This is a genomic window from Cedecea sp. P7760, from assembly GCF_013386425.1.
In the GTDB taxonomy this organism is placed as follows: Bacteria; Pseudomonadota; Gammaproteobacteria; order Enterobacterales; family Enterobacteriaceae; genus Cedecea; species Cedecea selenatireducens.
Window position 1 is genome coordinate 1 of sequence record NZ_JACARU010000003.1, and the last position, 24274, is coordinate 24274.

The 24274-nt window shown below is 55.8% G+C and carries 21 protein-coding genes; 20 read left to right on the forward strand and 1 reads right to left on the reverse strand.

What is annotated here, in order from left to right; translation table 11 throughout:
• Nucleotides 1-905: 905 nt before the first annotated feature.
• From lrhA to nuoN, 14 genes are all read left to right on the forward strand, one after another.
• A complete protein-coding gene (lrhA, locus tag HX778_RS00515; RefSeq protein WP_038480858.1) occupies nt 906-1841 on the forward strand; it encodes a transcriptional regulator LrhA in 936 nt (311 codons plus the stop codon).
• A 631-nt stretch (nt 1842-2472) separates the two neighbouring features.
• Entirely contained in the window at nt 2473-2919 is a 447-nt protein-coding gene (gene nuoA / locus HX778_RS00520; RefSeq protein ID WP_038480861.1) for an NADH-quinone oxidoreductase subunit NuoA, read from the forward strand.
• 15 nt (nt 2920-2934) lie between these two features.
• Entirely contained in the window at nt 2935-3609 is a 675-nt protein-coding gene (nuoB, locus tag HX778_RS00525) for an NADH-quinone oxidoreductase subunit NuoB (protein ID WP_008459774.1), read from the forward strand.
• 86 nt (nt 3610-3695) lie between these two features.
• Nucleotides 3696-5507 (forward strand): NADH-quinone oxidoreductase subunit C/D, encoded by a 1812-nt coding sequence (gene nuoC, locus HX778_RS00530; protein WP_144244065.1) that lies wholly within the window; start codon nt 3696-3698, stop codon nt 5505-5507.
• Nucleotides 5508-5509: 2 nt separating this feature from the next.
• A complete protein-coding gene (gene nuoE, locus HX778_RS00535) occupies nt 5510-6010 on the forward strand; it encodes an NADH-quinone oxidoreductase subunit NuoE (protein WP_008459776.1) in 501 nt (166 codons plus the stop codon).
• Nucleotides 6007-7353, forward strand: a complete 1347-nt coding sequence (gene nuoF, locus HX778_RS00540) for an NADH-quinone oxidoreductase subunit NuoF (RefSeq protein ID WP_038480868.1) — start codon at nt 6007-6009, stop codon at nt 7351-7353. The genes nuoE and nuoF overlap by 4 nt, the downstream gene beginning before the upstream one ends.
• A 128-nt stretch (nt 7354-7481) precedes the next feature.
• Entirely contained in the window at nt 7482-10205 is a 2724-nt protein-coding gene (gene nuoG / locus HX778_RS00545) for an NADH-quinone oxidoreductase subunit NuoG (RefSeq protein WP_176981051.1), read from the forward strand.
• Nucleotides 10202-11179: an NADH-quinone oxidoreductase subunit NuoH gene (gene nuoH / locus HX778_RS00550; protein ID WP_038480872.1), complete on the forward strand. Its 978-nt coding sequence runs from the start codon at nt 10202-10204 to the stop codon at nt 11177-11179. Before nuoG ends, nuoH begins: the two co-directional genes overlap by 4 nt.
• Nucleotides 11180-11193: 14 nt before the next feature.
• Nucleotides 11194-11736, forward strand: a complete 543-nt coding sequence (nuoI, locus tag HX778_RS00555) for an NADH-quinone oxidoreductase subunit NuoI (protein ID WP_016537431.1) — start codon at nt 11194-11196, stop codon at nt 11734-11736.
• A 10-nt stretch (nt 11737-11746) separates the two neighbouring features.
• The gene (nuoJ, locus tag HX778_RS00560) at nt 11747-12304 is read left to right on the forward strand and encodes an NADH-quinone oxidoreductase subunit J (RefSeq protein WP_176981052.1); all 558 of its coding nucleotides are present in this window, start codon (nt 11747-11749) and stop codon (nt 12302-12304) included.
• The gene (gene nuoK, locus HX778_RS00565; protein WP_008459783.1) at nt 12301-12603 is read left to right on the forward strand and encodes an NADH-quinone oxidoreductase subunit NuoK; all 303 of its coding nucleotides are present in this window, start codon (nt 12301-12303) and stop codon (nt 12601-12603) included. Before nuoJ ends, nuoK begins: the two co-directional genes overlap by 4 nt.
• Nucleotides 12600-14441 carry an NADH-quinone oxidoreductase subunit L gene (gene nuoL / locus HX778_RS00570; protein ID WP_154188118.1) on the forward strand — a complete coding sequence of 614 codons (1842 nt, stop codon included), beginning with the start codon at nt 12600-12602 and terminating at the stop codon, nt 14439-14441. Before nuoK ends, nuoL begins: the two co-directional genes overlap by 4 nt.
• A gap of 120 nt (nt 14442-14561) precedes the next feature.
• The gene (nuoM, locus tag HX778_RS00575; protein WP_038480887.1) at nt 14562-16091 is read left to right on the forward strand and encodes an NADH-quinone oxidoreductase subunit M; all 1530 of its coding nucleotides are present in this window, start codon (nt 14562-14564) and stop codon (nt 16089-16091) included.
• Nucleotides 16092-16097: 6 nt separating this feature from the next.
• Nucleotides 16098-17555, forward strand: a complete 1458-nt coding sequence (gene nuoN, locus HX778_RS00580) for an NADH-quinone oxidoreductase subunit NuoN (RefSeq protein WP_038480890.1) — start codon at nt 16098-16100, stop codon at nt 17553-17555.
• A gap of 55 nt (nt 17556-17610) precedes the next feature.
• On the opposite strand, the gene HX778_RS00585 is transcribed toward nuoN, so the two are convergent.
• Complete coding sequence (locus HX778_RS00585) at nt 17611-18513, reverse strand: LysR family transcriptional regulator (RefSeq protein WP_038480892.1); 903 nt, start codon at nt 18511-18513, stop codon at nt 17611-17613.
• Nucleotides 18514-18626: 113 nt separating this feature from the next.
• Between HX778_RS00585 and HX778_RS00590 the strand changes: the two genes are divergently transcribed.
• From HX778_RS00590 to menH, 6 genes are all read left to right on the forward strand, one after another.
• Nucleotides 18627-19484, forward strand: coding sequence for an NmrA family NAD(P)-binding protein (locus HX778_RS00590; protein WP_176981053.1), 858 nt, complete (start codon nt 18627-18629; stop codon nt 19482-19484).
• A gap of 37 nt (nt 19485-19521) precedes the next feature.
• Nucleotides 19522-19971: a GNAT family N-acetyltransferase gene (locus tag HX778_RS00595; RefSeq protein ID WP_154188114.1), complete on the forward strand. Its 450-nt coding sequence runs from the start codon at nt 19522-19524 to the stop codon at nt 19969-19971.
• A 67-nt stretch (nt 19972-20038) separates the two neighbouring features.
• Nucleotides 20039-20335 (forward strand): stress response protein ElaB, encoded by a 297-nt coding sequence (gene elaB / locus HX778_RS00600; protein ID WP_176981054.1) that lies wholly within the window; start codon nt 20039-20041, stop codon nt 20333-20335.
• 111 nt (nt 20336-20446) lie between these two features.
• A complete protein-coding gene (gene menF, locus HX778_RS00605; RefSeq protein ID WP_038480904.1) occupies nt 20447-21748 on the forward strand; it encodes an isochorismate synthase MenF in 1302 nt (433 codons plus the stop codon).
• Nucleotides 21749-21830: 82 nt separating this feature from the next.
• Entirely contained in the window at nt 21831-23501 is a 1671-nt protein-coding gene (menD, locus tag HX778_RS00610) for a 2-succinyl-5-enolpyruvyl-6-hydroxy-3-cyclohexene-1-carboxylic-acid synthase (RefSeq protein ID WP_176981055.1), read from the forward strand.
• On the forward strand, nt 23498-24271 hold the full coding sequence (gene menH, locus HX778_RS00615) for a 2-succinyl-6-hydroxy-2,4-cyclohexadiene-1-carboxylate synthase (RefSeq protein WP_176981056.1): 774 nt from the start codon (nt 23498-23500) through the stop codon (nt 24269-24271). Before menD ends, menH begins: the two co-directional genes overlap by 4 nt.
• The last annotated feature ends 3 nt before the right edge of the window (nt 24272-24274 follow it).

Here is a 24274-nt window from a genome sequence, read left to right on the forward strand (position 1 = left end):
AAGAAATGCAATTTATCTTTACAGAACAATGTATAAGCGATATGGCATTTTATAAAAATAGAAAAACAAAATAACTTATAATTTGATTTTTGTTAGCATTATTAACTGCCTTGTTCTTTGTGAATGATGCTATTCACTGCCTCTGGCGCTTTCCTGAGTGAGAGGTGCTGCTGGCGTAAGTCGGTTGTCGACAAACATAAGGAAAAATTAATATTCATGGCTGAAACATTAAGAGATTAATGACAGGTTAGTTAAAGAGATGTATATCAAAAGGCTGGCTGGTGTAATAGATAAATACCTGGGCAATTATTAAGGGTCTTTTATTATAGCTTGTGGGTGACTTCAAAAAACGTTGTGAATAATCAACAAGCGGGGAACCACAAAAAGAGAATGAGATCAGATAATCAGCAATAAGTGTTATAAAACATAGTGTTTTAATGTAAGATAGACTACGAAAAATGGTAGGTTTTTGATGCCGATGAGGCACGTCAGTCCTGTGTCTTAGCCGGCGTTGTTAAATATTACTATTATTATTCAACTGGTTGTGTGGTCAGGCCGGTTTATGCCTCCCGTCGTGTTTCAACCCGTTAAATAATCATATAAAAGCTTATTAAAAGTCGTTTCTTGAACCTGATTTACAATTATTACCCAGTTTTAAAATACTGAACTGGTACGATGAGTCGGTGATTTGTATCTTATCCTGACCTGAATAATATCCCATTGGGTCATGTTTCAGATAATTGAGCATGTCCGGGAATAAAAAAATAACAAACAGAAGCGCCGCTAACGTATGGCGGCCAGGACTACCGGAGACATTCGGTAAAAGGAATTGCTTTATCTCTTTGATAAATCATAGCAATACAACCAGGGCAGACTCGAAAGAGCAACCTATTAGTGAATAAATTATGATTAACGCAAATCGTCCGATACTGAACCTCGACCTCGATCTGCTGAGGACATTCGTTGCGGTCGCCGATCTCAATACCTTTGCCGCCGCGGCGGCTGCGGTGTGCCGCACTCAATCCGCTGTAAGCCAACAAATGCAGCGCCTTGAGCAATTAGTCGGGAAAGAGCTTTTTGCACGACATGGCCGTAATAAACTGCTAACCGAGCACGGTATTCAACTGCTGGGTTACGCGCGTAAAATCCTTCGCTTCAATGATGAAGCCTGCTCTTCGCTGATGTTTAACAACCTGCAGGGGTCGTTAACGCTCGGCGCGTCCGATGAAACGGCGGATACCATTTTGCCGTTCCTGTTAAACCGCATCAGCTCGGTGTATCCGAAGCTGGCGCTGGACGTGAGGGTAAAGCGCAATCCGTTCATGATCGAAATGCTTAATCAGCATGAGGTCGATCTGGTGGTGACGACGTCCAATCCTTCTAACTTCGATTCGGTTGTGCTGCGAACCTCGCCAACGCTTTGGTACTGTGCAGCCGATTACGTTTTCCAGAGTGGGGAATCTTTGCCTCTGGTGATGTTGGACGATCCGAGCCCGTACCGCGATATGATGATAGAGCATCTTGATGCCAGCCAGACACCGTGGCGCATTTCATATGTTGCTTCCACGCTGGCGGCCGTACGTGCGGCAGTGAAAGCCGGGCTGGGCGTTACGGCAAGGCCTGTGGAAATGATGAGTCCTGAGCTTCGCGTTCTGGGGGCTTCGGAAGGGCTGCCGGTGCTTCCTGAAACCCAATATCTGCTGTGTAAAAACCCGGAAAGCGGCAATGAGCTGGCGCAGGCTATTTTCAGTGCGCTTGCGACGCCGACGAATCCATACCGGTTTGCGGCAGTGGGAAGTGAAGGCGACGATACGCTGCTGGTAGAAGGGGATTTTGAGTAGCCCCAGGTCGTTTAGTTAGTAACAAAATATTAAATGTAGAAAATGGGTCATTGGTGGTTTTTTTTGCGCCAATGGCCCATTTTTTATGCCTGATTTTTGCTATAGCACACAGCTCTTCATATTCTCTAATAAATTCAATGTATTAGTGAATTTCTGAATTTTGCGTATTTTATGTACAAAAACTTCGCGCAAAGGCCAGGTAATGTTAAAAAACGCATAACAATGTTGCTTCTTTTTGAAGTGGATTAACAAAAGCGTGTCTCAGATCAAGAAAATACTCCCTCTTGGGGGGAGGAATAGTTGAGATTTCCTGCCAAAATATAGGGGCTGTTTATTTTTTCACACGGAACGGACACGATTCACCCTCATCAAAATCTGGTCTTTACGCGAGTGCTGATGAGTTTTAACGCATTAAATGTTAATGAGTTGCTGTCGGTGTAAATTAATGTGTGGATACTTTTGTTAAAGTTGACAAAAGGTTATAGAAAGGAGTAAAAAACCCCATCAATTGGCTGCCTAAGCATTATTTCCGGTAGTTATTGTACGGTTGATTGTTCCTCCCCATGAATCGATGTGGCGTTCATCTGCCAACAAGAGCAGAGACTTTGGCGCCACTTTTGATGAGTAAGCAATGAGTATGTCAACATCCACTGAAGTTATCGCTCATCACTGGGCGTTCGCTGTCTTTCTTATTGTCGCCGTTGGCCTGTGCTGTCTGATGCTTGTCGGGGGCTGGTTCCTTGGCGGAAGAGCTAAGGCACGGCACAAAAACACCCCCTTCGAGTCGGGTATCGACTCCGTTGGTACGGCACGTCTTCGTCTCTCCGCCAAGTTTTACCTGGTCGCCATGTTCTTCGTTATCTTTGACGTGGAAGCCTTGTATCTCTACGCGTGGTCAACTTCTATCCGTGAAAGCGGCTGGATTGGCTTCGTCGAGGCCGCAATTTTCATTTTAGTGTTACTGGCTGGTCTGGTTTATCTGGTGCGCATCGGTGCGCTGGATTGGACTCCTGCGCGTTCGCGTCGTGAGAAAATGAACCCGGAAACCGACAGTCTCACTAACCGTCATACGCAGTAACAGCGAGGCAATAAGATGGACTATACGCTCACCCGCATAGACCCCAACGGTGAGAATGACCGTTATCCCCTGCAAAAGCAGGAGATCGTAACCGATCCCCTCGAACAAGAGATTAACCGCAGCGTTTACATGGGCAAGCTTGAGCATGCCATGCACGATGTGGTGAACTGGGGTCGTAAAAACTCAATCTGGCCATACAACTTTGGCCTTTCCTGCTGCTACGTAGAGATGGTGACGTCGTTTACCGCTGTGCATGACGTGGCGCGTTTCGGTGCAGAAGTTTTACGTGCTTCTCCTCGTCAGGCTGACCTGATGGTTGTGGCCGGTACCTGCTTCACCAAAATGGCTCCGGTAATCCAGCGCCTTTACGATCAGATGCTCGAACCTAAATGGGTTATTTCCATGGGTGCCTGCGCGAACTCTGGCGGCATGTACGACATCTATTCTGTTGTTCAGGGCGTCGACAAATTTATCCCGGTTGATGTTTACATTCCTGGCTGTCCACCGCGCCCGGAAGCGTACATGCAGGCGCTGATGCTGTTGCAGGAATCGATCGGTAAAGAGCGTCGCCCGCTATCGTGGGTTGTTGGCGATCAGGGTGTTTACCGCGCCAACATGCAGTCCGAGCGCGAGCGTAAGCGCGGCGAACGTATTGCCGTCACTAACCTGCGGACGCCAGACGAGATTTAATTAGCGCCTGCGGTCAGTGAGCGTCTTTGTATATCAATACTATAAAAGCAAAGGCACTGAACGCAGTCACCACAGAACCATTTGCAATGGTGAGAACTATGACCGATTTAACCGCGCAAGACGCCGCTATGCCAGCCTGGCAGACAAGGGATCACCTGGATGATCCGGTCATTGGCGAATTGCGTAACCGTTTTGGGCCGGATGCCTTCACCGTTCAGCCAACCCGCACCGGGGTACCCGTAGTCTGGGTTAAGCGCGAACAGTTACTGGAAGTGGTCGATTTCCTTAAGAAATCACCAAAACCCTACGTTATGCTGTTCGACCTGCATGGCATGGATGAGCGTCTACGCACACACCGCAACGGTTTACCGGCTGCGGATTTTTCCGTTTTCTACCACCTGATGTCCATTGAACGCAATCGCGACATCATGCTCAAGGTGGCGTTATCTGAAAACGATCTGAACCTGCCGACGCTGACGAAAATCTTCCCGAACGCCAACTGGTACGAGCGTGAAACCTGGGAGATGTTTGGCATCACCTTCAACGGCCACCCGCACCTGACGCGCATCATGATGCCGCCGACCTGGGAAGGCCACCCGCTGCGTAAAGACTACCCGGCGCGCGCCACCGAATTCGATCCGTTTATCCTGACTAAACAGAAAGAAGATCTGGAAATGGAAGCGCTGACCTTCAAGCCTGAAGAGTGGGGCATGAAGCGCAGCAGCGAGCATGAAGACTTCATGTTCCTGAACCTGGGGCCAAACCACCCCTCCGCACACGGTGCTTTCCGTATCATCCTGCAGCTGGACGGCGAAGAGATCGTCGACTGCGTACCGGATATCGGCTACCACCACCGTGGCGCAGAGAAAATGGGTGAGCGTCAGTCCTGGCACAGCTACATTCCGTATACCGACCGTATCGAATACCTCGGCGGCTGCGTCAACGAAATGCCTTACGTGCTGGCGGTAGAAAAGCTGGCCGGCATTGTGGTGCCGGAACGCGTTGAAGTTATCCGCGTTATGCTCTCCGAGCTTTTCCGCATCAACAGCCACCTGCTGTACATCTCTACCTTTATTCAGGACGTCGGCGCCATGACCCCGGTGTTCTTCGCCTTTACCGATCGTCAGAAAATCTACGATCTGGTGGAAGCGATTACCGGTTTCCGTATGCACCCGGCCTGGTTCCGTATCGGCGGCGTTGCACACGACCTGCCGAAGGGCTGGGAGCGGCTGCTGAAAGAGTTCCTCGAGTGGATGCCGAAGCGCCTGGATTCCTATGAGAAAGCCGCGCTGCGCAACACCATTCTGAAGGGCCGTTCTCAGGGCGTTGCTGCCTATACCGCGAAAGAAGCGCTGGAGTGGGGCACCACCGGTGCTGGCCTGCGTGCCACCGGTATCGACTTCGACGTGCGTAAGGCTCGTCCTTACTCTGGCTACCAGAACTTCGACTTCGAAGTGCCGGTCGGCGGCGGCATCAGCGACTGCTACACCCGCGTCATGCTGAAAGTTGAAGAGCTTCGCCAGAGCCTGCGCATCCTTGAGCAGTGCCTGAAAAATATGCCAGCCGGCCCGTTCAAAGCGGATCACCCGCTGACCACGCCGCCGCCGAAAGAGCGCACGCTGCAGCATATCGAAACCCTGATCACTCACTTCCTGCAGGTTTCGTGGGGCCCGGTTATGCCGGCCAACGAATCCTTCCAGATGATTGAGGCAACGAAAGGGATTAACAGTTACTACCTGACCAGTGACGCTAGCACCATGAGCTACCGTACCCGTATTCGTACCCCGAGCTTTGCGCACCTGCAGCAAATTCCGGCGGCGATCCGAGGCAGCCTGGTTTCTGACCTGATTGTCTATCTGGGTAGTATCGATTTTGTAATGTCTGATGTGGATCGCTAACTATGCACGATAACCAACAAAACCAGGCTGAGGCTTTTGAGCTGAGTGCGGCAGAGCGTGAGGCGATTGAGCACGAAAAACACCATTACGAAGATGCCCGTGCGGCCTCTATCGAAGCGCTGAAAATCGTTCAGAAACAGCGCGGCTGGGTGCCGGATGGTGCTATTTACGCTATCGCTGACGTGCTGGGTATTCCGGCAAGCGACGTAGAAGGCGTGGCGACATTCTATAGCCAAATCTTCCGCCAGCCGGTCGGCCGTCACGTGATTCGCTACTGCGACAGCGTGGTGTGCCATATCACCGGCTACCAGGGCATTCAGTCGGCGATTGAAGCCAAACTGAACATCAAACCGGGCCAGACCACGTTTGACGGCCGCTTCACCCTGCTGCCAACCTGCTGTCTGGGCAACTGCGACAAGGGGCCGACCATGATGATTGATGAGGACACTCACAGCCATCTGACGCCGGAAGCCATCCCTGACTTGCTGGAGCAGTATAAATGAAGACGATTATTCGTACTGCCGAAACGCATCCGCTGACCTGGCGTCTGCGTGATGACAAACAGCCTGTCTGGCTCGACGAATACCGCAGCAAAAACGGCTATGAAGGCGCGCGTAAGGCGCTGACCGCCATGGCACCGGATGAAATCGTTAATGCGGTAAAAGACGCCGGCCTGAAAGGGCGCGGCGGCGCGGGCTTTTCCACCGGTTTGAAGTGGAGCCTGATGCCAAAAGACGAGTCCATGAACATCCGTTACCTGCTGTGTAACGCCGATGAAATGGAGCCGGGCACCTATAAAGACCGCCTGCTGATGGAGCAACTGCCGCACCTGCTGGTGGAAGGCATGCTGATCTCCGCCTTTGCGCTTAAGGCTTACCGTGGCTACATCTTCCTGCGCGGTGAGTACATTGAAGCGGCCGTTCATTTGCGCCGCGCAATCGCTGAAGCCACCGAAGCGGGCCTACTTGGCAAAAATATTCTGGGTTCCGGGTTCGACTTCGAGCTTATCGTGCACACCGGGGCAGGGCGTTATATCTGCGGTGAAGAAACTGCGCTGATTAACTCCCTCGAAGGTCGCCGTGCGAACCCTCGTTCTAAGCCACCGTTCCCGGCATCAAGCGGCGTATGGGGTAAACCGACCTGTGTAAACAACGTCGAAACCCTGTGTAACGTGCCTGCGATTCTGGCTAACGGCGTTGAGTGGTACCAGGGCATTGGTGGCGGCATGAGTAAAGATGCCGGTACCAAGCTGATGGGCTTCTCCGGCCGCGTTAAAAACCCTGGCGTCTGGGAATTACCTTTCGGGACAACCGCCCGCGAGATCCTGGAAGAATACGCCGGCGGCATGCGTGATGGCCTGAAGTTTAAAGCCTGGCAGCCGGGTGGCGCGGGGACAGACTTCCTGACGGAAGCGCACCTCGATCTGCCGATGGAGTTTGAAAGTATTGGTAAAGCAGGCAGCCGTCTCGGTACGGCGCTGGCAATGGCGGTTGACCATGAAATCGGTATGGTGCCGCTGGTGCGTAACCTGGAAGAGTTCTTTGCCCGTGAATCCTGCGGCTGGTGTACACCGTGCCGCGATGGTCTGCCGTGGAGCGTAAAAATTCTGCGCGCGCTGGAGCGTGGCGAAGGGCAGCCGGGGGATATCGAAACCCTCGAGCAGCTGTGCCGCCACCTGGGACCGGGTAAAACCTTCTGTGCCCACGCGCCGGGTGCCGTAGAGCCATTGCAGAGTGCGATTAAATATTTCCGCGACGAATTCGAAGCAGGCATTGCCAAACAGGATTACGGGAATCTGCGTGCCATTAATGGCATTCAGCCGAACCTGTTAAAAACGCGCTGGTGATATCGCCCCCCACCCCGGCCCTCTCCCCTAAGGGGCGAGGGAGAAAGCGAAATCGGGTGAGGGTGCATTGCACAAGAATTTTTGATTAACGCCTGAAGTTATTCAGGCCAACTGGAAGCATGCTGACTATGGCTACGATTCATGTAGACGGCAAAGAATACGAGGTCAATGGGGCAGACAACTTGCTAGAAGCTTGTCTCTCCCTCGGTCTTGATATTCCTTATTTTTGCTGGCATCCGGCGCTGGGCAGCGTCGGTGCTTGCCGCCAGTGTGCGGTGAAGCAATATCAGAACGCGGAAGACACCCGTGGGCGCCTGGTGATGTCCTGTATGACACCGGCCTCCGACGGGACCTTCATCTCTATTGATGATGGCGAAGCGAAACAGTTCCGTGAAAGCGTTGTGGAGTGGTTGATGACTAACCACCCGCACGACTGTCCGGTCTGTGAAGAGGGCGGTAACTGCCACCTGCAGGATATGACCGTCATGACCGGTCATAGCTTCCGTCGCTATCGCTTTACCAAGCGTACTCACCGCAACCAGGATCTCGGTCCGTTCATCTCTCACGAAATGAACCGCTGTATCGCCTGTTACCGCTGCGTGCGTTACTACAAAGACTACGCTGACGGTAAAGATCTGGGCGTTTACGGCGCGCACGACAACGTCTACTTCGGTCGCCCGGAAGACGGCACGCTGGAAAGCGAGTTCTCCGGTAACCTGGTAGAAATTTGCCCGACCGGCGTATTCACCGACAAAACGCACTCCGAGCGCTACAACCGTAAATGGGATATGCAGTTCGCACCGAGCATCTGTCAGCAGTGCTCGCTGGGCTGTAACACCAGCCCGGGTGAACGTTACGGTGAGCTGCGTCGTATCGAAAACCGCTACAACGGCACCGTGAACCACTACTTCCTGTGTGACCGCGGCCGCTTCGGTTACGGTTACGTCAACCTGAAGGACCGTCCGCGTCACCCTATTCAGCGCCGTGGCGATGACCTCATTACCCTGAACGCCGAGCAGGCGATGCAGGGCGCTGCGGATATCCTGCGTCAGTCGAAGAAAGTGATCGGCATCGGTTCTCCGCGTGCGAGCGTGGAAAGCAACTTCGCTCTGCGTGAGCTGGTTGGGGCCGACAACTTCTACACGGGCATTGCGGCCGGTGAGCAGGCTCGCCTGCAGCTGATGCTGAAAGTGCTGCGTGAAAGCGGCGTTCATACTCCTGCTCTGCGTGAAATCGAATCTTATGATGCGGTGCTGATTCTGGGCGAAGATGTTACCCAGACCGGCGCTCGTGCTGCACTGGCCATTCGCCAGGCGGTAAAAGGGAAGGCGCGTGAAATGGCGGCGGCACAGAAAGTTGCTGACTGGCAGATCGCCGCAATCCTGAACATCGGTCAGAACGCTAAGCACCCGCTGTTTGTCACCAACGTGGACAGCACCCGCCTGGATGATATCGCCGCATGGACTTACCGCGCGCCGGTTGAAGATCAGGCTCGTCTTGGTTTTGCGATTGCCAATGCGCTGGACAGCAACTCTCCGGCCGTTGAGCTGGACCGCGACCTGAAGAATAAAGTCGACGTCATCGTTCAAGCCCTGGCCGGCGCGAAGAAGCCGCTGATTGTTTCCGGGACTAACGCCGGTAGCGAAGCGGTAATTCAGGCTGCGGCCAACGTGGCTAAAGCGCTGAAAGGCCGCGGTGCGGACGTCGGCGTAACCATGATTGCCCGTGCGGTTAACAGCGTTGGCCTCGGCATGATTGGCGGCGGTTCTCTGGAAGAAGCCCTGAGCGAGCTGGAAAGCGGTGCTGCCGATGCGGTAGTGGTGCTGGAAAACGATCTGCATCGCCATGCTTCAGCCGCCCGCGTAGATGCTGCGCTGAGCAAAGCTCCTCTGGTGATGGTTATCGACCATCAGCGTACGGACATCATGGACAAAGCCCATCTGGTCCTGTCCGCGGCGAGCTTCGCTGAAAGCGACGGTACGGTCATTAACAACGAAGGTCGCGCCCAGCGCTTCTTCCAGGTTTATGACCCGGCTTACTACGACACCAGCGTAACGATGTTCGAAAGCTGGCGCTGGCTGCACTCGCTGCACAGCACCGTGCAGAGCCGCGACGTTGACTGGACGCAGCTAGACCACGTGATCGACGCCTGCGTGAAGGCATTGCCTCAGATGGCCGGTATCAAAGAAGCCGCGCCTGATGCTTCCTTCCGTATCAAAGGCCAGAAGCTGTCTCGTTCTCCTATCCGTTCGAGCGGACGTACCGCCATGCGCGCCAACATCAGCGTGCATGAACCGCGTCAGCCACAGGATAAAGACACGATGTTCGCCTTCTCTATGGAAGGGAACAACAGCCCGCTGGCCGACCGTCAGCAGATTCCGTTTGCCTGGGCTCCAGGCTGGAACTCCCCGCAGGCATGGAACAAATTCCAGGCTGAAGTGGGCGGCCATCTGCGTCACGGCGATCCGGGCGTACGCCTGATTGAAGCCTCTGAAACGGGTCTGGATTACTTCACTTCCGTGCCGGATACCTTCCACGCGGAAGAGGGCAAATGGCGCATCGCACCGTACTACCACCTGTTTGGTAGCGACGAGATGTCCCAGCGCTCTCCGGTATTCCAGAAGCGTATGGTTGAGCCGTACATCAAGCTGAACCCGGCCGATGCCGCGAAGCTTGGCGTTAACGCCGGGAGCCTGATCTCCTTCAGCTACGAAGGCCAGACGCTGAGTCTGCCGCTGCAGCTGTCCGAAGGTTTGGTTGCAGGGCAGGTAGGTCTGCCGATGGGGATGCCGGGGATTGCGCCAGTGCTTGCCGGTGCTCGTCTTGAAAATCTGCAGGAGGCTGCGCAATGAGCTGGCTGACACCGGAAGTTATCGACATTCTGCTGAGCATCCTCAAAGCGGTTGTCATTCTGCTGGTCGTGGTGACCTGTGGGGCATTCATGAGCTTCGGCGAACGCCGTCTGCTCGGTCTGTTCCAGAACCGCTATGGACCGAACCGCGTAGGCTGGGGTGGTTCACTCCAGCTGGTTGCGGACATGATCAAGATGTTCTTTAAAGAGGACTGGATCCCTAAGTTCTCTGACCGCGTGATATTTACTCTTGCGCCAATGATCGCGTTCACCTCGCTGCTGCTGGCCTTTGCCATTGTGCCGGTCAGCCCAAGCTGGGTGGTTGCGGATCTGAACATCGGGATCCTGTTCTTCCTGATGCTGGCGGGCCTGGCGGTTTACGCCGTGCTGTTCGCCGGCTGGTCCAGTAACAACAAATACTCCCTGCTTGGTGCGATGCGTGCTTCCGCGCAGACCCTGAGCTATGAAGTGTTCCTGGGGCTTTCCCTGATGGGCGTGGTGGCGCAGGCCGGTTCCTTTAATATGGCCGACATCGTCAACAACCAGGCCAATCTGTGGAACGTTATCCCGCAGTTCTTCGGCTTCGTGACCTTCGCGATTGCCGGCGTTGCGGTTTGCCACCGTCACCCGTTTGACCAACCGGAAGCCGAGCAGGAACTGGCCGATGGTTATCACATCGAATATTCCGGTATGAAGTTCGGTCTGTTCTTCGTTGGGGAATACATCGGCATCGTCACCGTGTCTGCGCTGATCGTGACGCTGTTCTTTGGTGGCTGGCATGGCCCGTGGTTACCGCCGTTCATCTGGTTCGCGCTGAAAACCGCGTTCTTCATGATGATGTTCATTTTGATTCGCGCCGCACTGCCTCGTCCGCGTTATGACCAGGTGATGTCCTTCGGTTGGAAAGTTTGCCTGCCGCTGACGCTTATCAACTTGCTGGTGACCGCCGCGGTCATTCTTTACCAGGCACCATAAGGGGTGAAAAAACCATGACATTGAAAGAGTTAGTGGTTGGTTTCGGCACCCAGGTACGCAGTATCTGGATGATCGGCATGCACGCTTTCGCCAAGCGCGAAACCCGCATGTATCCGGAAGAACCAGTGTATCTGCCGCCGCGCTACCGTGGCCGTATCGTGCTGACGCGCGACCCGGACGGTGAAGAGCGCTGCGTAGCCTGTAACCTGTGTGCGGTAGCCTGCCCGGTAGGCTGTATTTCCCTGCAGAAAGCCGAGATGCAAGACGGTCGTTGGTATCCGGAGTTCTTCCGTATCAACTTCTCTCGCTGCATCTTCTGCGGCCTGTGCGAAGAAGCCTGCCCGACCACCGCGATTCAGCTTACCCCGGACTTCGAACTGGGTGAGTACAAGCGCCAGGATCTGGTGTACGAGAAAGAGGATCTGCTGATTTCCGGTCCGGGCAAATACCCGGAATATAACTTCTACCGGATGGCAGGTATGGCAATCGACGGCAAAGATAAGGGCGAAGCGGAAAACGAAGCCAAGCCTATCGACGTCAAAGGCCTGTTACCTTAAGGAGTCAGGAATGGAATTCGCTTTTTATATCTGCGCCATTGTGGCCGTCCTGACGACCCTTCGGACGATTACTCACACCAATCCGGTGCATGCGCTGCTGTACCTGATCATCTCGCTGCTGGCGATCTCCGGGGTGTTTTTCTCCCTGGGGGCTTACTTCGCCGGTGCGCTGGAGATAATCGTCTACGCCGGGGCTATCATGGTGCTGTTCGTCTTCGTGGTAATGATGCTTAACCTCGGTAACGCGGTTCAGCAGCAGGAGCGCGAATGGCTGAAGCCGCAGCTGTGGATCGGGCCTGGTATCCTGTCTGCAATCCTGTTGGTGGTTCTGATTTACGCAATCCGCACCGTTAACGACCAGGGTATTGATGGTACTTCCATCGATGCGAAGCAGGTCGGTATCGCGCTGTTCGGGCCTTATGTTCTGGCGGTGGAGCTGGCCTCCATGCTGCTGCTGGCGGGCCTGGTCGTTGCGTTCCACCTGGGTCGTGAAGACCGTGTCGGCGAGGTGCTGAGCAATCGCCCTGCTGATATGGCCGTGAGAAGAAAAACGGAGGAGAACGTATGATCCCGCTGCAACATGGACTGATCCTCGCCGCCATTTTGTTCGTGCTGGGACTGACCGGTCTGGTCATTCGCCGCAACCTGCTGTTCATGCTGATCAGCCTGGAAGTGATGATTAACGCCGCCGCGCTGGCCTTCGTGGTTGCCGGCAGCTACTGGGGCCAGGCTGACGGTCAGGTGATGTATATACTCGCGATTAGCTTAGCTGCTGCCGAAGCCAGTATTGGCCTCGCGCTGTTACTGCAGCTCCATCGTCGTCGCCAGAATCTGAATATCGATTCAGTAAGTGAGATGCGTGGATGAACCTTCTCTGGTTAACCATTGTTCTGCCATTGATTGGCTTTTTACTGTTGGCATTCTCCCGCGGCCGCTGGTCAGAAAACCTGTCCGCAACCATCGGGATGGGCTCAGTAGGTCTGGCGGCGGTTGTCACCGCTATTGCCGGGGTTGATTTCTTTAACAACGGGCAGCAGGCGTTTACTCAGCCGCTGTGGACCTGGATGGCGGTCGGTGACTTTAACATCGGCTTCAACCTGGTGCTGGACGGCCTGTCCCTGACCATGCTTTCCGTGGTTACTGGCGTCGGCTTCCTGATCCACATGTTCGCTTCCTGGTACATGCGCGGCGAAGAGGGTTATTCCCGCTTCTTCGCCTACACCAACCTGTTCATCGCCAGCATGGTGGTTCTGGTTCTGGCCGATAACCTGCTGCTGATGTATCTCGGCTGGGAAGGCGTGGGCCTCTGTTCTTACCTGCTGATCGGTTTCTACTACACCGATCCGAAGAACAACGCGGCGGCTATGAAAGCTTTCGTGGTTACCCGCGTGGGGGACGTGTTCCTGGCCTTTGGCCTGTTCATTCTCTACAACGAGCTGGGTACGCTGAACTTCCGCGAAATGGTTGAGCTGGCGCCGCAGCACTTTGCTGCCGGTAACCAGATGCTGACCTGGGCAACCCTGATGCTGCTGGGCGGTGCGGTCGGTAAATCTGCACAGCTTCCGCTGCAAACATGGCTGGCGGATGCGATGGCGGGTCCAACCCCTGTTTCTGCGCTGATTCACGCGGCGACCATGGTAACCGCGGGCGTGTATCTGATTGCCCGTACCCACGGCCTGTTCCTGATGACCCCGGAAATTCTGCATCTGGTGGGTATCGTTGGTGCCGTTACGCTGGTGCTGGCAGGCTTTGCTGCGCTGGTACAGACCGACATCAAACGCGTACTCGCTTACTCCACCATGAGCCAGATTGGCTACATGTTCCTGGCGCTGGGCGTGCAGGCCTGGGATGCGGCAATCTTCCACCTGATGACCCACGCGTTCTTTAAAGCGCTGCTGTTCCTGTCATCCGGCTCGGTGATTCTGGCGTGCCACCACGAGCAAAACATCTTCAAGATGGGTGGCCTGCGTAAGTCCATTCCGCTGGTGTATGTCTGCTTCCTGGTCGGGGGCGCGGCGCTGTCCGCTCTGCCGCTGATTACCGCAGGCTTCTTCAGTAAAGATGAGATTCTTGCCGGTGCAATGGCGAACGGCCACATCAACCTGATGGTTGCGGGCCTGGTCGGGGCGTTCATGACCTCGCTGTACACCTTCCGCATGATTTTCATCACGTTCCACGGCGAAGAAAAAATTCACGCTCACGCAGGGAAGGGGATTACCCACCACCTGCCGCTGGTTGTTCTGCTGGTACTGTCCACCTTCGTTGGCGCCATGATTGTGCCACCGCTGCGCGGCGTCCTGCCGGAAACCACTGAACTTGCGCACGGCAGCGTGCTGACCCTGGAGATCATCTCCGGCGTCGTCGCCATTGCCGGTATCCTGATTGCCGCCTTCCTGTGGCTGGGCAAACGTACTCTGGTGACGTCGCTTGCGAACAGCGCACCGGGGCGTTTCTTCGGTACCTGGTGGTTCAATGCCTGGGGCTTCGACTGGCTGTACGACATGATTTTCGTCAAGCCGTTCCTCGGCATTGCGTGGCTGCTGCGTCGTGACCCGCTGAATGCGCTGATGAACATTCCGGCCATTCTTTCCCGCTTTGCTGGCCGCGGCCTGCTGGTGAGCGAGAACGGTTACCTGCGCTGGTATGTTGCGTCAATGAGCATCGGGGCCGTTGTGGTACTCGGCCTGCTGCTGGTTCTGCGTTAACAGGATTTCTTCCATCCCCCTCTCTCTGATGAGAGAGGGTCGGAGCGAGGTTTATTCCTCCTCTGGCGCTGGGAAGTGAGCGATGTTTAAGAATTATTTTGACTTAGGGACTCAAACGCCATGCTATTACCCTGGCTAATACTAATCCCCTTTATCGGCGGCTTCTTCTGCTGGCAGACCGAACGCTTCGGCGTGAAAGTGCCTCGCTGGATAGCGCTGATTACCATGGGGCTGACACTGGCACTCTCTCTGCAATTGTGGTTGCAGGGTGGCTACTCACTGACGCAGGCGGCGGGTTTGCCGCAGTGGCAGTCAGAATTTGTTCTGCCGTGGATCCCACGTTTTGGCATTGAAATTCACCTGGCGCTCGACGGTCTGTCGCTGCTGATGGTAGTGCTGACCGGCCTGCTCGGCGTGCTGGCGGTACTTTGTTCCTGGAATGAAATCGAAAAATATCAGGGCTTCTTCCACCTCAACCTGATGTGGATCCTCGGTGGCGTTATCGGCGTGTTCCTTGCCATCGACATGTTCCTGTTCTTCTTCTTCTGGGAAATGATGCTGGTGCCGATGTACTTCCTGATTGCACTGTGGGGCCACAAAGCCTCCGACGGGAAGACGCGTATTACCGCCGCAACCAAGTTCTTCATCTATACCCAGGCGAGCGGCCTGGTGATGCTGATAGCTATCCTTGGCCTGGTGTTTGTGCACTACAACGCGACCGGCGTGTGGACCTTCAACTACGAGCTGCTGCTGAAAACGCCGATGTCCCACGGCGTACAATGGCTGCTGATGCTGGGCTTCTTTATCGCCTTCGCGGTGAAAATGCCGGTGGTTCCGCTTCACGGCTGGCTGCCGGATGCACACTCTCAGGCACCAACGGCAGGTTCCGTTGACCTGGCGGGTATCTTGCTGAAAACCGCAGCCTACGGCCTGCTGCGCTTCTCTCTGCCGCTGTTCCCTGAAGCGTCCGCAGAGTTCGCGCCAATCGCCATGTGGCTGGGCGTCATCGGCATCTTCTACGGCGCGTGGATGGCCTTTGCTCAGACCGACATTAAACGCCTGATTGCTTATACCTCCGTTTCCCACATGGGCTTCGTGCTGATTGCTATCTACACCGGCAACCAGCTGGCTTACCAGGGCGCGGTGATTCAGATGATTGCCCACGGTCTGTCCGCAGCGGGTATGTTCATCATCTGTGGTCAGCTTTATGAGCGTCTGCACACCCGTGATATGCGTATGATGGGCGGTCTGTGGAACAAAATTAAATGGCTGCCGGGCCTGTCGATGTTCTTCGCTGTTGCCACCCTCGGGATGCCGGGGACCGGTAACTTCGTTGGTGAATTCATGATTCTGTTCGGCAGTTTCCACGTTGTGCCGGTCATTACCGTGATTTCAACTTTCGGTCTGGTCTTCGCCTCCGTTTACTCCCTGGCGATGTTGCACCGCGCTTACTTCGGTAAAGCTAAGAGCGAAATCAGCGATAAACAGCTGCCTGGCATGTCCATGCGCGAGTTCTTTATCATTCTGTTGCTGGTGGTGCTGTTAGTCCTGCTGGGCTTCTTCCCGCAGCCGATTCTGGATACTTCGCATTCTGCGATGAGCAATATTCAGCAGTGGTTTACCAGTTCACTTTCTACTACAAGGCCGTAATTCGCCATGACAATAACTCCTCAACATTTGATCGCGCTGCTACCGCTGTTGATCGTCGGATTGACGGTGGTGGTTGTGATGCTCTCCATTGCGTGGCGACGCGACCATTTTCTGAATGCTACGCTGTCGGTTATCGGCCTTAACGCCGCGCTGATTTCACTGTGGTTTGTCGGTCAGGCAGGGGCGATGGACGTCACCCCGCTGATGCGCGTTGACGGCTACGCCATGCTCTACACCGGGCTGGTGCTGCTGGCGAGCCTGGCGACCTGTACCTTTGCTTACCCGTGGCTGCAGGGCTACACCGACAACCGCGAAGAGTTCTACCTGCTGGTGCTGATTGCTGCCCTCGGCGGCATCCTGCTGGCTAACGCGAACCACCTCGCGGCGCTGTTCCTCGGCATTGAGCTGATCTCTCTGCCGCTGTTCGGCCTGGTCGGCTATGCCTTCCGCCAGAAGCGTTCTTTGGAAGCAAGCATCAAGTACACCATTCTGTCAGCGGCGGCATCGTCCTTCCTGCTGTTCGGTATGGCGCTGGTTTACGCCGAGTCCGGTAGCCTGTCGTTTGTTAGCCTCGGTAAGAGCCTGGCGGACAACATGCTGCACGAACCTCTGCTGCTGGCGGGTCTGGGCCTGATGATTGTCGGTCTTGGCTTCAAGCTGTCTCTGGTGCCGTTCCACCTGTGGACCCCAGACGTTTACCAGGGCGCACCTGCTCCGGTCTCCACCTTCCTGGCGACAGCCAGCAAAATCGCCATTTTTGGCGTGGTGATGCGTCTGTTCCTCTACGCGCCTGTGGGCAACAGCGAAGCGGTTCGTGTGGTGCTGGGTATTATCGCCTTCGCCTCCATCCTCTTCGGTAACCTGATGGCGCTGAACCAGTCCAACATCAAGCGCCTGCTGGGCTACTCTTCCATCGCACACCTCGGTTACCTGCTGGTGGCGCTGATTGCGCTGCAAACCGGCAATATGTCGATGGAAGCGGTAGGGGTTTATCTGGCCGCTTACCTGTTCAGCAGCCTGGGGGCGTTCGGCGTGGTTAGCCTGATGTCCAGCCCGTACCGTGGCCCGGATGCCGACTCACTGTTCTCCTATCGTGGTCTGTTCTGGCACAAGCCGGTGCTTTCTGCGGTAATGACCGTGATGATGCTTTCCCTGGCGGGTATTCCAATGACCCTGGGCTTCATCGGTAAGTTCTACATCATCGCAGTCGGCGTTCAGGCCCACCTGTGGTGGCTGACCGGTGCAGTGGTACTGGGCAGCGCCATCGGCCTTTACTACTATCTGCGCGTGACCGTGAGCCTGTACCTGAGCGCACCTCAGCAGCTTAACCGTGATACCCCATCTAACTGGGCGTTGACCGCGGGCGGCGTGGTGGTGCTGATTTCTGCCCTGCTGGTGCTGCTGCTGGGTGTTTATCCGCAGCCGCTTATTAGCCTGGTGCAGTTAGCGCAGCCGCTGATGTAATCGGGTTTACAAAACCTTTCAAAAACCGCCACTTGCTGGCGGTTTTTTTATGGGCTCAGCCTTTGGCCAGCTCGAGGATAAAATCCAGAAAACAACGGGTTCGTGCGGCGGGGTTGATACGTGAAGGGTAATAAGCATAAAGCGGGAAGCGCTCGTCCGGCCAGTCGGGAAATAAATCTACCAGTTGTCCCTTTTTCACCAACTCGTCGGAGCCGAACGTCATCATCTGGGCGATCGCATGGCCGCTGAGGCAGGCTTCATGCAGCGTCCGGGCGTCGTTTAACGTCAGGCGCCCGTTCACCGGCACTTTAATTACCTCTCCCTTGCGGTGAAACTCCCACTCAAACGGCCTGCCGGTTTCCGGATCGCGGAAATGAATGCAGGTGTGCGACAGCAATGCCTGCGGCGTCTCGGGGCGGCCATAGCGCTCCAGGTAAGCAGGAGCGGCAACCGTCATGATGCGTGTTTCCAGCAGCTTACGCGCTATCAGCGTGCTGTTGCGCGGTACGCCAAAGCGGATCGCGAGATCGAAACCGTCGCCAATCATATCTCCCAGCCGATCTCTGGTCACCAGATCGAGTTCGAGATCCGGGTAGCGGGACATAAACGTTTCCAGTTGAGGCCCCAAAATCAGGCTGGAAAAGAACGGATCGATATTCACCCTGAGCCTGCCGGTAATAGCCTTCGTTGAGAGCGATGCTGTACTGGTCACGTCCTCCAGCGCGGCCAGCAGCGGCAGGACCTGGCGGTAAAACTCTTTGCCTTCTGTCGTCAATGACACCGCGCGGGTGGTGCGGTCAAAGAGTCGGATGCCGAGGCGTTTCTCGAGCCTGGCAATCGCCCGGCTGACCCCCGGTGGCGACATATTGATCACTTCGGCAGCGGCGGCAAAAGTGCCGCTTTCTACCACGGCGGTAAACACGGACAGGCCGTCAAATGCCCGATCGTTGAAAATCATATTAGTGCTCCGCAGTCATCAGTGAATTGTCTATGGTGCCATCGATACAACATAGCCGGATCCGCATAATGCCGTCCACACCCTGTGGTGGGATTTGAAACTGGAGAAACAGTATGTTCGCAATTACGGGTATTACCGGACAGGTTGGTGGTTCACTGGGCAAAGCTTTGCTTGCTCAGGGGCATGAAATTCGTGCTGTGGTTCGCACAGAAGCTAAAGGGCAGCCCTGGGCGCAGCAGGGTGCTGACATTGCGCTGGCAGAAATGCACGAGGGTGAAGCGCTGGCAAAAGCGTTTTCCGGGGTCGAGGCGGTCTTTATCCTGCTGCCGCCGGTGTTCGATCCGTCGGGGGATTTTGCCGAGCCGCGCGCCAATATTAATGCAATAAAGCAGGCTCTGCAGGCGGCATGTCCGCAACACGTGGTCTGCCTTTCAACCATCGGAGCGCAGGCCACTCAGCCAAACCTGCTGAACGCATTAGGATTGATGGAAAAAGAGCTCACGGATGTTTGTGATTCCGTCGTATTCCTTCGCGCGGGCTGGTTTATGGAGAACTTTCTCTGGGATGTGGAAAGCGCCAAAGAGACCGGGATTATCTACAGCCACCTGCAGCCGCTGGAGCGGGCTATCCCGATGATTGCGACAACGGATATCGCCGCGCTTGCTGCTGAACTGTTGACTCAGCCAGAACCAGGAACCCGCATTGTGGAGCTGGAAGGGCCGCAGCGTTACAGCCCACAGCTGGCAGCCGAAGCGTTCTCTCAGGTTCTGGGGCGTTCGGTGACGGTGAAAGCGGTGCCTCGTGAAAACTGGGCGGCGGATTTCCTGGCCCAGGGCATGAGAAACCCGCTCCCGCGCATGCAAATGCTGGACGGCTTCAACGAAGGCTGGATCGATTTCGCCGGGGAAACGGTGAAAGCTGCCACACCTCTGGAAACTGTGCTAAAACAGTTGCTTGAGCGTCATCAATAACCCATCAGGTGGCGCCTGAATCAAAAGGAGTTTTTCAATGCTTAACTGGCAGGATTTACACCATTCTGAGCTGAGCGCCACCGATCTTTATGCCCTTCTGGCCCTGCGCTGTGAAGTCTTTATTGTTGAGCAGCGCTGCGCTTATCTTGATGTTGATGGTGAGGATCTGGTGGGAGAGAACCGCCATATTCTCGGCTGGCGGGATGGCAAGTTAATTGCCTATGCCCGCATTCTTAAAAGCGACAACGAACTGGAGCCGGTGGTCATTGGCCGCGTCATTGTGGATGCATCCGTCCGCGGTGAAAAGCTTGGCCAGCAGCTCATGACCCAGGCGCTTGCTGCCTGTCAACGTCAGTGGCCTGACAGGGCTATTTACCTGGGCGCTCAGGCACATTTGCAGGCGTTTTATGCCCAGTTTGGTTTCCATCCGGTCACCGAAGTGTATGACGAAGATGGCATCCCGCACGTTGGCATGGCTAATCGATAGCAGGCGAAACCCGTTCAGGTTGTCTATAGTTAGCGGACGAGAAATTTTTTAACACGGAGAAAAAGGTATGCAACCGTATGAATCTCGTCTCGATGATGACCTTGCGCTGTTAAGCGACACGCTTGAAGAGGTCCTTCGTTCCTCCGGCGATCCGGCTGACCAAAAATACATTGAGCTAAAGGCGAAAGCGGAACAGGCGCTGAACGACGTGAAAGAACGCATCAGCAACGCGTCGGACAACTACTATTACCGCGCCAAAAAGGCGGTTTACCGTGCTGATGATTACGTGCACGAAAAACCGTGGCAGGGCATTGGCATCGGCGCTGCGGTAGGGCTGATGATTGGGCTTTTACTCCGCCGATAAAGTTGATTTCGCCTGCAAACGGCAAATAAAGAATCTTACCCCCTGGGTAGGATTTTTTTTTGCTGTAACGACCACGTATAATCAGGGGTTTTTACGGAGCGTGAGGTAAACGTGAATTCAGTAGCCGTAGCACTGCAGCAAATGCAGCAGGAATTAGCAGGAGAATTTGCGGATGCGCCGGGCCTTCAGCGCCTGTGCGTGCCGGTCACGCTGAGTGACGCCTCCGATCCTCTCGCCTGGCTAACTGCCCAATCGCTCTATCCTCAATTTTACTGGCAGCAGCGCAGCGGTAACGAAGAGGTTGCCGCGCTGGGCGCGTTGCTGAGTTTTTCTGCCCTGGAAGAAGCTCAGACATTTTTACAGTCTCACCCGGAACAGCCTTTTCTGCGCGTCTGGGGGCTAAATGCTTTCGACCCGGCTCACGGCTTCCTGTTTCTCTCGCGTGTGGAATGGCGACGCGTAGGCGGGGAGGCATATCTTTGGCTGCATCTCTACAGCGAAACCTCTCTGAAGCAGGATGCTTTAGCCGCCGCGGCGTTTATTGAACAGCTTCTGCCGGCGAAACTCCTCCCGCAGCTAAACCTCAAATGCCTGGGGGAAACCCATCTCCCGGAACAGCCTGAATGGCACCGCCTGGTAGACCAGGTTGTGAGCGCTATTAGCCAGGATGAACTGGATAAAGTCGTGCTGGCTCGGGCTACCGACCTGGCGTTTTCTTCTCCGGTTTCTGCCGCAGGGTTTATGGCCGCAAGCCGCAGGGTGAACCTGAACTGCTACCATTTTCTGATGGCGTTCGATGCGAAAAACGCGTTTCTGGGCTCCAGCCCGGAGCGCCTGTGGCGAAGAATCGACGATGCGCTGCGTACCGAGGCGCTGGCGGGCACGGTGGCTAACCACGCCGACGACGCTCAGGCCGCGAAGCTAGGCCATTGGCTGCTAAAAGATGACAAAAACCAGCGTGAAAATATGCTGGTGGTAGAAGACATCTGCCAGCGGCTACGGGATGCGGTTGGCGCGCTGGACGTGCTGCCCCCGCAGGTAATGCGGCTGCGCAAGGTTCAGCATCTTCGCCGCTGCGTCTGGACGCAGCTCAAGCGTCAGGACGATGCGCTTTGCCTCCATCAGCTACAGCCAACCGCGGCGGTGGCGGGCCTGCCGCGCGAACTTGCCCGCGCATTTATTGCCGCGAACGAGCCTTTTGAGCGTGAATGGTATGCAGGCTCGGCAGGCTACCTGTCCCGCCATCAAACGGAGTTCTGCGTAGCGCTGCGCTCGGCGAAAGTAAGCCACACCGGCGTTCGTCTTTATGCCGGGGCAGGCATCGTCGCCGGCTCTGTGGCCGCAGAAGAATGGCAGGAAATTGAAAACAAAGCGGCTGGATTGAAGACGCTGCTGGTTGGCGGCGGTAACTGAATAATCTATTCACGACGCAAATCAATTTAACTCTTTCCATAGTATTTATAATCAATAGTCGAAATTGACTGCGGACAATATTATGTCGATAAGCTCATTTAACCGCCGCTGGGCGGGCGTCATACTCGAAGCGTTGACCCGGCATGGGGTGCGGCACGTGTGCATCGCGCCCGGCTCCCGCTCCACGCCGCTGACCCTCAGCGCGGCGGATAACCGCAGTTTCATTTGCCACACCCATTTTGATGAACGCGGCCTTGGCCATCTGGCGCTCGGGCTGGCAAAAGCCAGCGGCGAGCCGGTGGCGATCATCGTCACTTCCGGCACCGCCGTCGCCAACCTTTATCCCGCCGTGATAGAAGCCGGACTGACCGGCGAAAAACTGATTTTACTGACGGCCGACCGCCCGCCGGAGCTTATCGACTGCGGCGCAAACCAGGCGATTCGCCAGCCGGGGCTGTTCAGCTCCCATCCTTCAGCTGCGCTTAACCTGCCTCGCCCGACTCCCGATATTCCCGCCAGTTGGCTGGTGTCTGCGGTCGACAGCGCCGTCGGCCAGCTCAGCGGTGGCGCACTGCACATCAACTGCCCGTTTGCCGAGCCGCTTTACGGCGCGCCTGATGATACCGGCCTTGACTGGCAAAACCGGCTGGAAAGCTGGTGGGAAGGCAACGCTCCCTGGCTGCGTGAAGCCCACGAAAATGTCGTGCTAAAGCAAAGAGACTGGTTCTTCTGGCGGCAAAAACGGGGCGTAGTGGTTGCCGGGCGGCTTTCAGCCAGCGAAGGCGAACAGGTTGCGGCCTGGGCACAAATGCTCGGCTGGCCGCTTATCGGTGATGTGCTTTCGCAAACCGGCCAGCCGCTGCCGTGTGCGGATCTGTGGCTAAGCAATAGCCAGGCCGTTGCCTGCCTGGAGCAGGCGCAAATAGTCATTCAGTTTGGCGGCAGCCTGACCGGGAAACGCGTGCTTCAGTGGCAGGCAGCCTGTCGGCCGGAAGAGTACTGGCTGGTCGATGAGCAGCCAGGACGCCTTGACCCTGCCAGCCATCGTGGCCGCCGTCTGGTTGCCAACGTTGAAGCGTGGCTGGAAAAACATGCGGCTGAAAAACGGCTTCCCTGGGCCGAAGAGCTAACGTCTCTTGCCTGGCAAACGCTGGAAAAGGTTGAGCAAGGCACGGGTGAATTTGGCGAGGCACAGGTTGCCCAGCGCCTGCCGCAGCTGCTGCCGGAAGGCGGCCAGCTGTTTGTGGGCAACAGTTTAATTGTTCGCTTGATTGACGCCTTCGCGCAGCTCCCGGTGGGCTACCCGGTTTACAGCAACCGGGGCGCGAGCGGTATTGACGGCCTGCTTTCTACTGCAGCAGGCGTTCAGCGTGCTACGGCGCGCTCCACTCTCGCAATAGTCGGCGATATTTCTGCCCTTTATGACCTTAACGCGCTGGCATTGTTGCGCCACGCATCGGCGCCGTTTGTGCTGCTGGTGGTCAACAACAACGGCGGCCAGATCTTCTCGCTTCTGCCAACGCCTGCCGAAGAGCGCGAACGTTTTTATTGTATGCCGCAAAACGTGAATTTCTCCCATGCCGCCGCCATGTTTGGGCTGGGTTATCAGAACCCAGAAAACTGGCAGGCGCTGGAAGAGGCTGTTCGCCGGGCCTGGCTGCGCCCTGGTGCAACGGTGATTGAAATCACCGTGCCGGAAACCGACGGGGCCCAAACGCTCCAGCACCTGCTGGCCCAGGTTAGCCAGGTATGATCCTTCATGCCGTGCCGCATTTGGGCCACCGTTCAACTCTGCCGTGGATCGTCTGGCTGCACGGTTTTCTTGGCAGTCATCAGGAATGGCAGGAGTTTGAGCCGCATTTTCCTGACTGGTCACAGCTCAGGATAGATCTGCCCGGCCACGGCGGTTCCGCCGACGTCCGCGTCCAGAACTTTGCCGGGGTTGATAGCGCGTTACGAAATACCCTCAAACATCACGGCATCGACAGCTATTGGCTCGTCGGCTATTCACTTGGCGGGCGAATCGCCATGTATCACGCCAGTCGGCCAGAGTCGAAGGGCCTGCGTGGGCTGGTCGTTGAAGGTGGCCATCCCGGTTTAAACGGCGAAGCAGAACGCGAGGCGAGGGCGCTGAGCGATTCCCATTGGGCACAGCGGTTGATGCATGAAAACTTTCAGGCCGTGCTTAACGACTGGTACCAGCAGCCGGTCTTCCGTTCGTTAAGCCGCGAGCAGCGCGCTGAATTAGTTGCCCTGCGTGTGCAAAACAATCCGCAGGCGTTGGCCCGAATGCTTGAGGCGACTTCGCTTGCCTCCCAGCCTGATTTACGTGAGCCGCTGAGCCGGCTAGCCGTTCCTTTTCATTATTTATGCGGCGAGCGAGACGAAAAGTTTCGCGCCGTTGCCGCAGAGCTTCGCTGCTCTTTGGCACTGATTTCTGGCGCCGGGCATAACGCACATCGGGAAGCTCCCGCTGCGTTTAGTTCCGCGCTCCTGACCCTCTTTCGTCACTATGACCTGTAAGGA

What these genes read in the sequence shown, in the direction of transcription:
- lrhA (WP_038480858.1), top strand. Translation starts at nt 906, where the DNA reads ATGATTAACGCAAATCGTCCGATACTGAACCTCGACCTCGATCTGCTG.
- nuoA (WP_038480861.1), top strand. Translation starts at nt 2,473, where the DNA reads ATGAGTATGTCAACATCCACTGAAGTTATCGCTCATCACTGGGCGTTC.
- nuoB (WP_008459774.1), top strand. Translation starts at nt 2,935, where the DNA reads ATGGACTATACGCTCACCCGCATAGACCCCAACGGTGAGAATGACCGT.
- nuoC (WP_144244065.1), top strand. Translation starts at nt 3,696, where the DNA reads ATGGTGAGAACTATGACCGATTTAACCGCGCAAGACGCCGCTATGCCA.
- nuoE (WP_008459776.1), top strand. Translation starts at nt 5,510, where the DNA reads ATGCACGATAACCAACAAAACCAGGCTGAGGCTTTTGAGCTGAGTGCG.
- nuoF (WP_038480868.1), top strand. Translation starts at nt 6,007, where the DNA reads ATGAAGACGATTATTCGTACTGCCGAAACGCATCCGCTGACCTGGCGT.
- nuoG (WP_176981051.1), top strand. Translation starts at nt 7,482, where the DNA reads ATGGCTACGATTCATGTAGACGGCAAAGAATACGAGGTCAATGGGGCA.
- nuoH (WP_038480872.1), top strand. Translation starts at nt 10,202, where the DNA reads ATGAGCTGGCTGACACCGGAAGTTATCGACATTCTGCTGAGCATCCTC.
- nuoI (WP_016537431.1), top strand. Translation starts at nt 11,194, where the DNA reads ATGACATTGAAAGAGTTAGTGGTTGGTTTCGGCACCCAGGTACGCAGT.
- nuoJ (WP_176981052.1), top strand. Translation starts at nt 11,747, where the DNA reads ATGGAATTCGCTTTTTATATCTGCGCCATTGTGGCCGTCCTGACGACC.
- nuoK (WP_008459783.1), top strand. Translation starts at nt 12,301, where the DNA reads ATGATCCCGCTGCAACATGGACTGATCCTCGCCGCCATTTTGTTCGTG.
- nuoL (WP_154188118.1), top strand. Translation starts at nt 12,600, where the DNA reads ATGAACCTTCTCTGGTTAACCATTGTTCTGCCATTGATTGGCTTTTTA.
- nuoM (WP_038480887.1), top strand. Translation starts at nt 14,562, where the DNA reads ATGCTATTACCCTGGCTAATACTAATCCCCTTTATCGGCGGCTTCTTC.
- nuoN (WP_038480890.1), top strand. Translation starts at nt 16,098, where the DNA reads ATGACAATAACTCCTCAACATTTGATCGCGCTGCTACCGCTGTTGATC.
- HX778_RS00585 (WP_038480892.1), bottom strand. Translation starts at nt 18,513, where the DNA reads ATGATTTTCAACGATCGGGCATTTGACGGCCTGTCCGTGTTTACCGCC.
- HX778_RS00590 (WP_176981053.1), top strand. Translation starts at nt 18,627, where the DNA reads ATGTTCGCAATTACGGGTATTACCGGACAGGTTGGTGGTTCACTGGGC.
- HX778_RS00595 (WP_154188114.1), top strand. Translation starts at nt 19,522, where the DNA reads ATGCTTAACTGGCAGGATTTACACCATTCTGAGCTGAGCGCCACCGAT.
- elaB (WP_176981054.1), top strand. Translation starts at nt 20,039, where the DNA reads ATGCAACCGTATGAATCTCGTCTCGATGATGACCTTGCGCTGTTAAGC.
- menD (WP_176981055.1), top strand. Translation starts at nt 21,831, where the DNA reads ATGTCGATAAGCTCATTTAACCGCCGCTGGGCGGGCGTCATACTCGAA.
- menH (WP_176981056.1), top strand. Translation starts at nt 23,498, where the DNA reads ATGATCCTTCATGCCGTGCCGCATTTGGGCCACCGTTCAACTCTGCCG.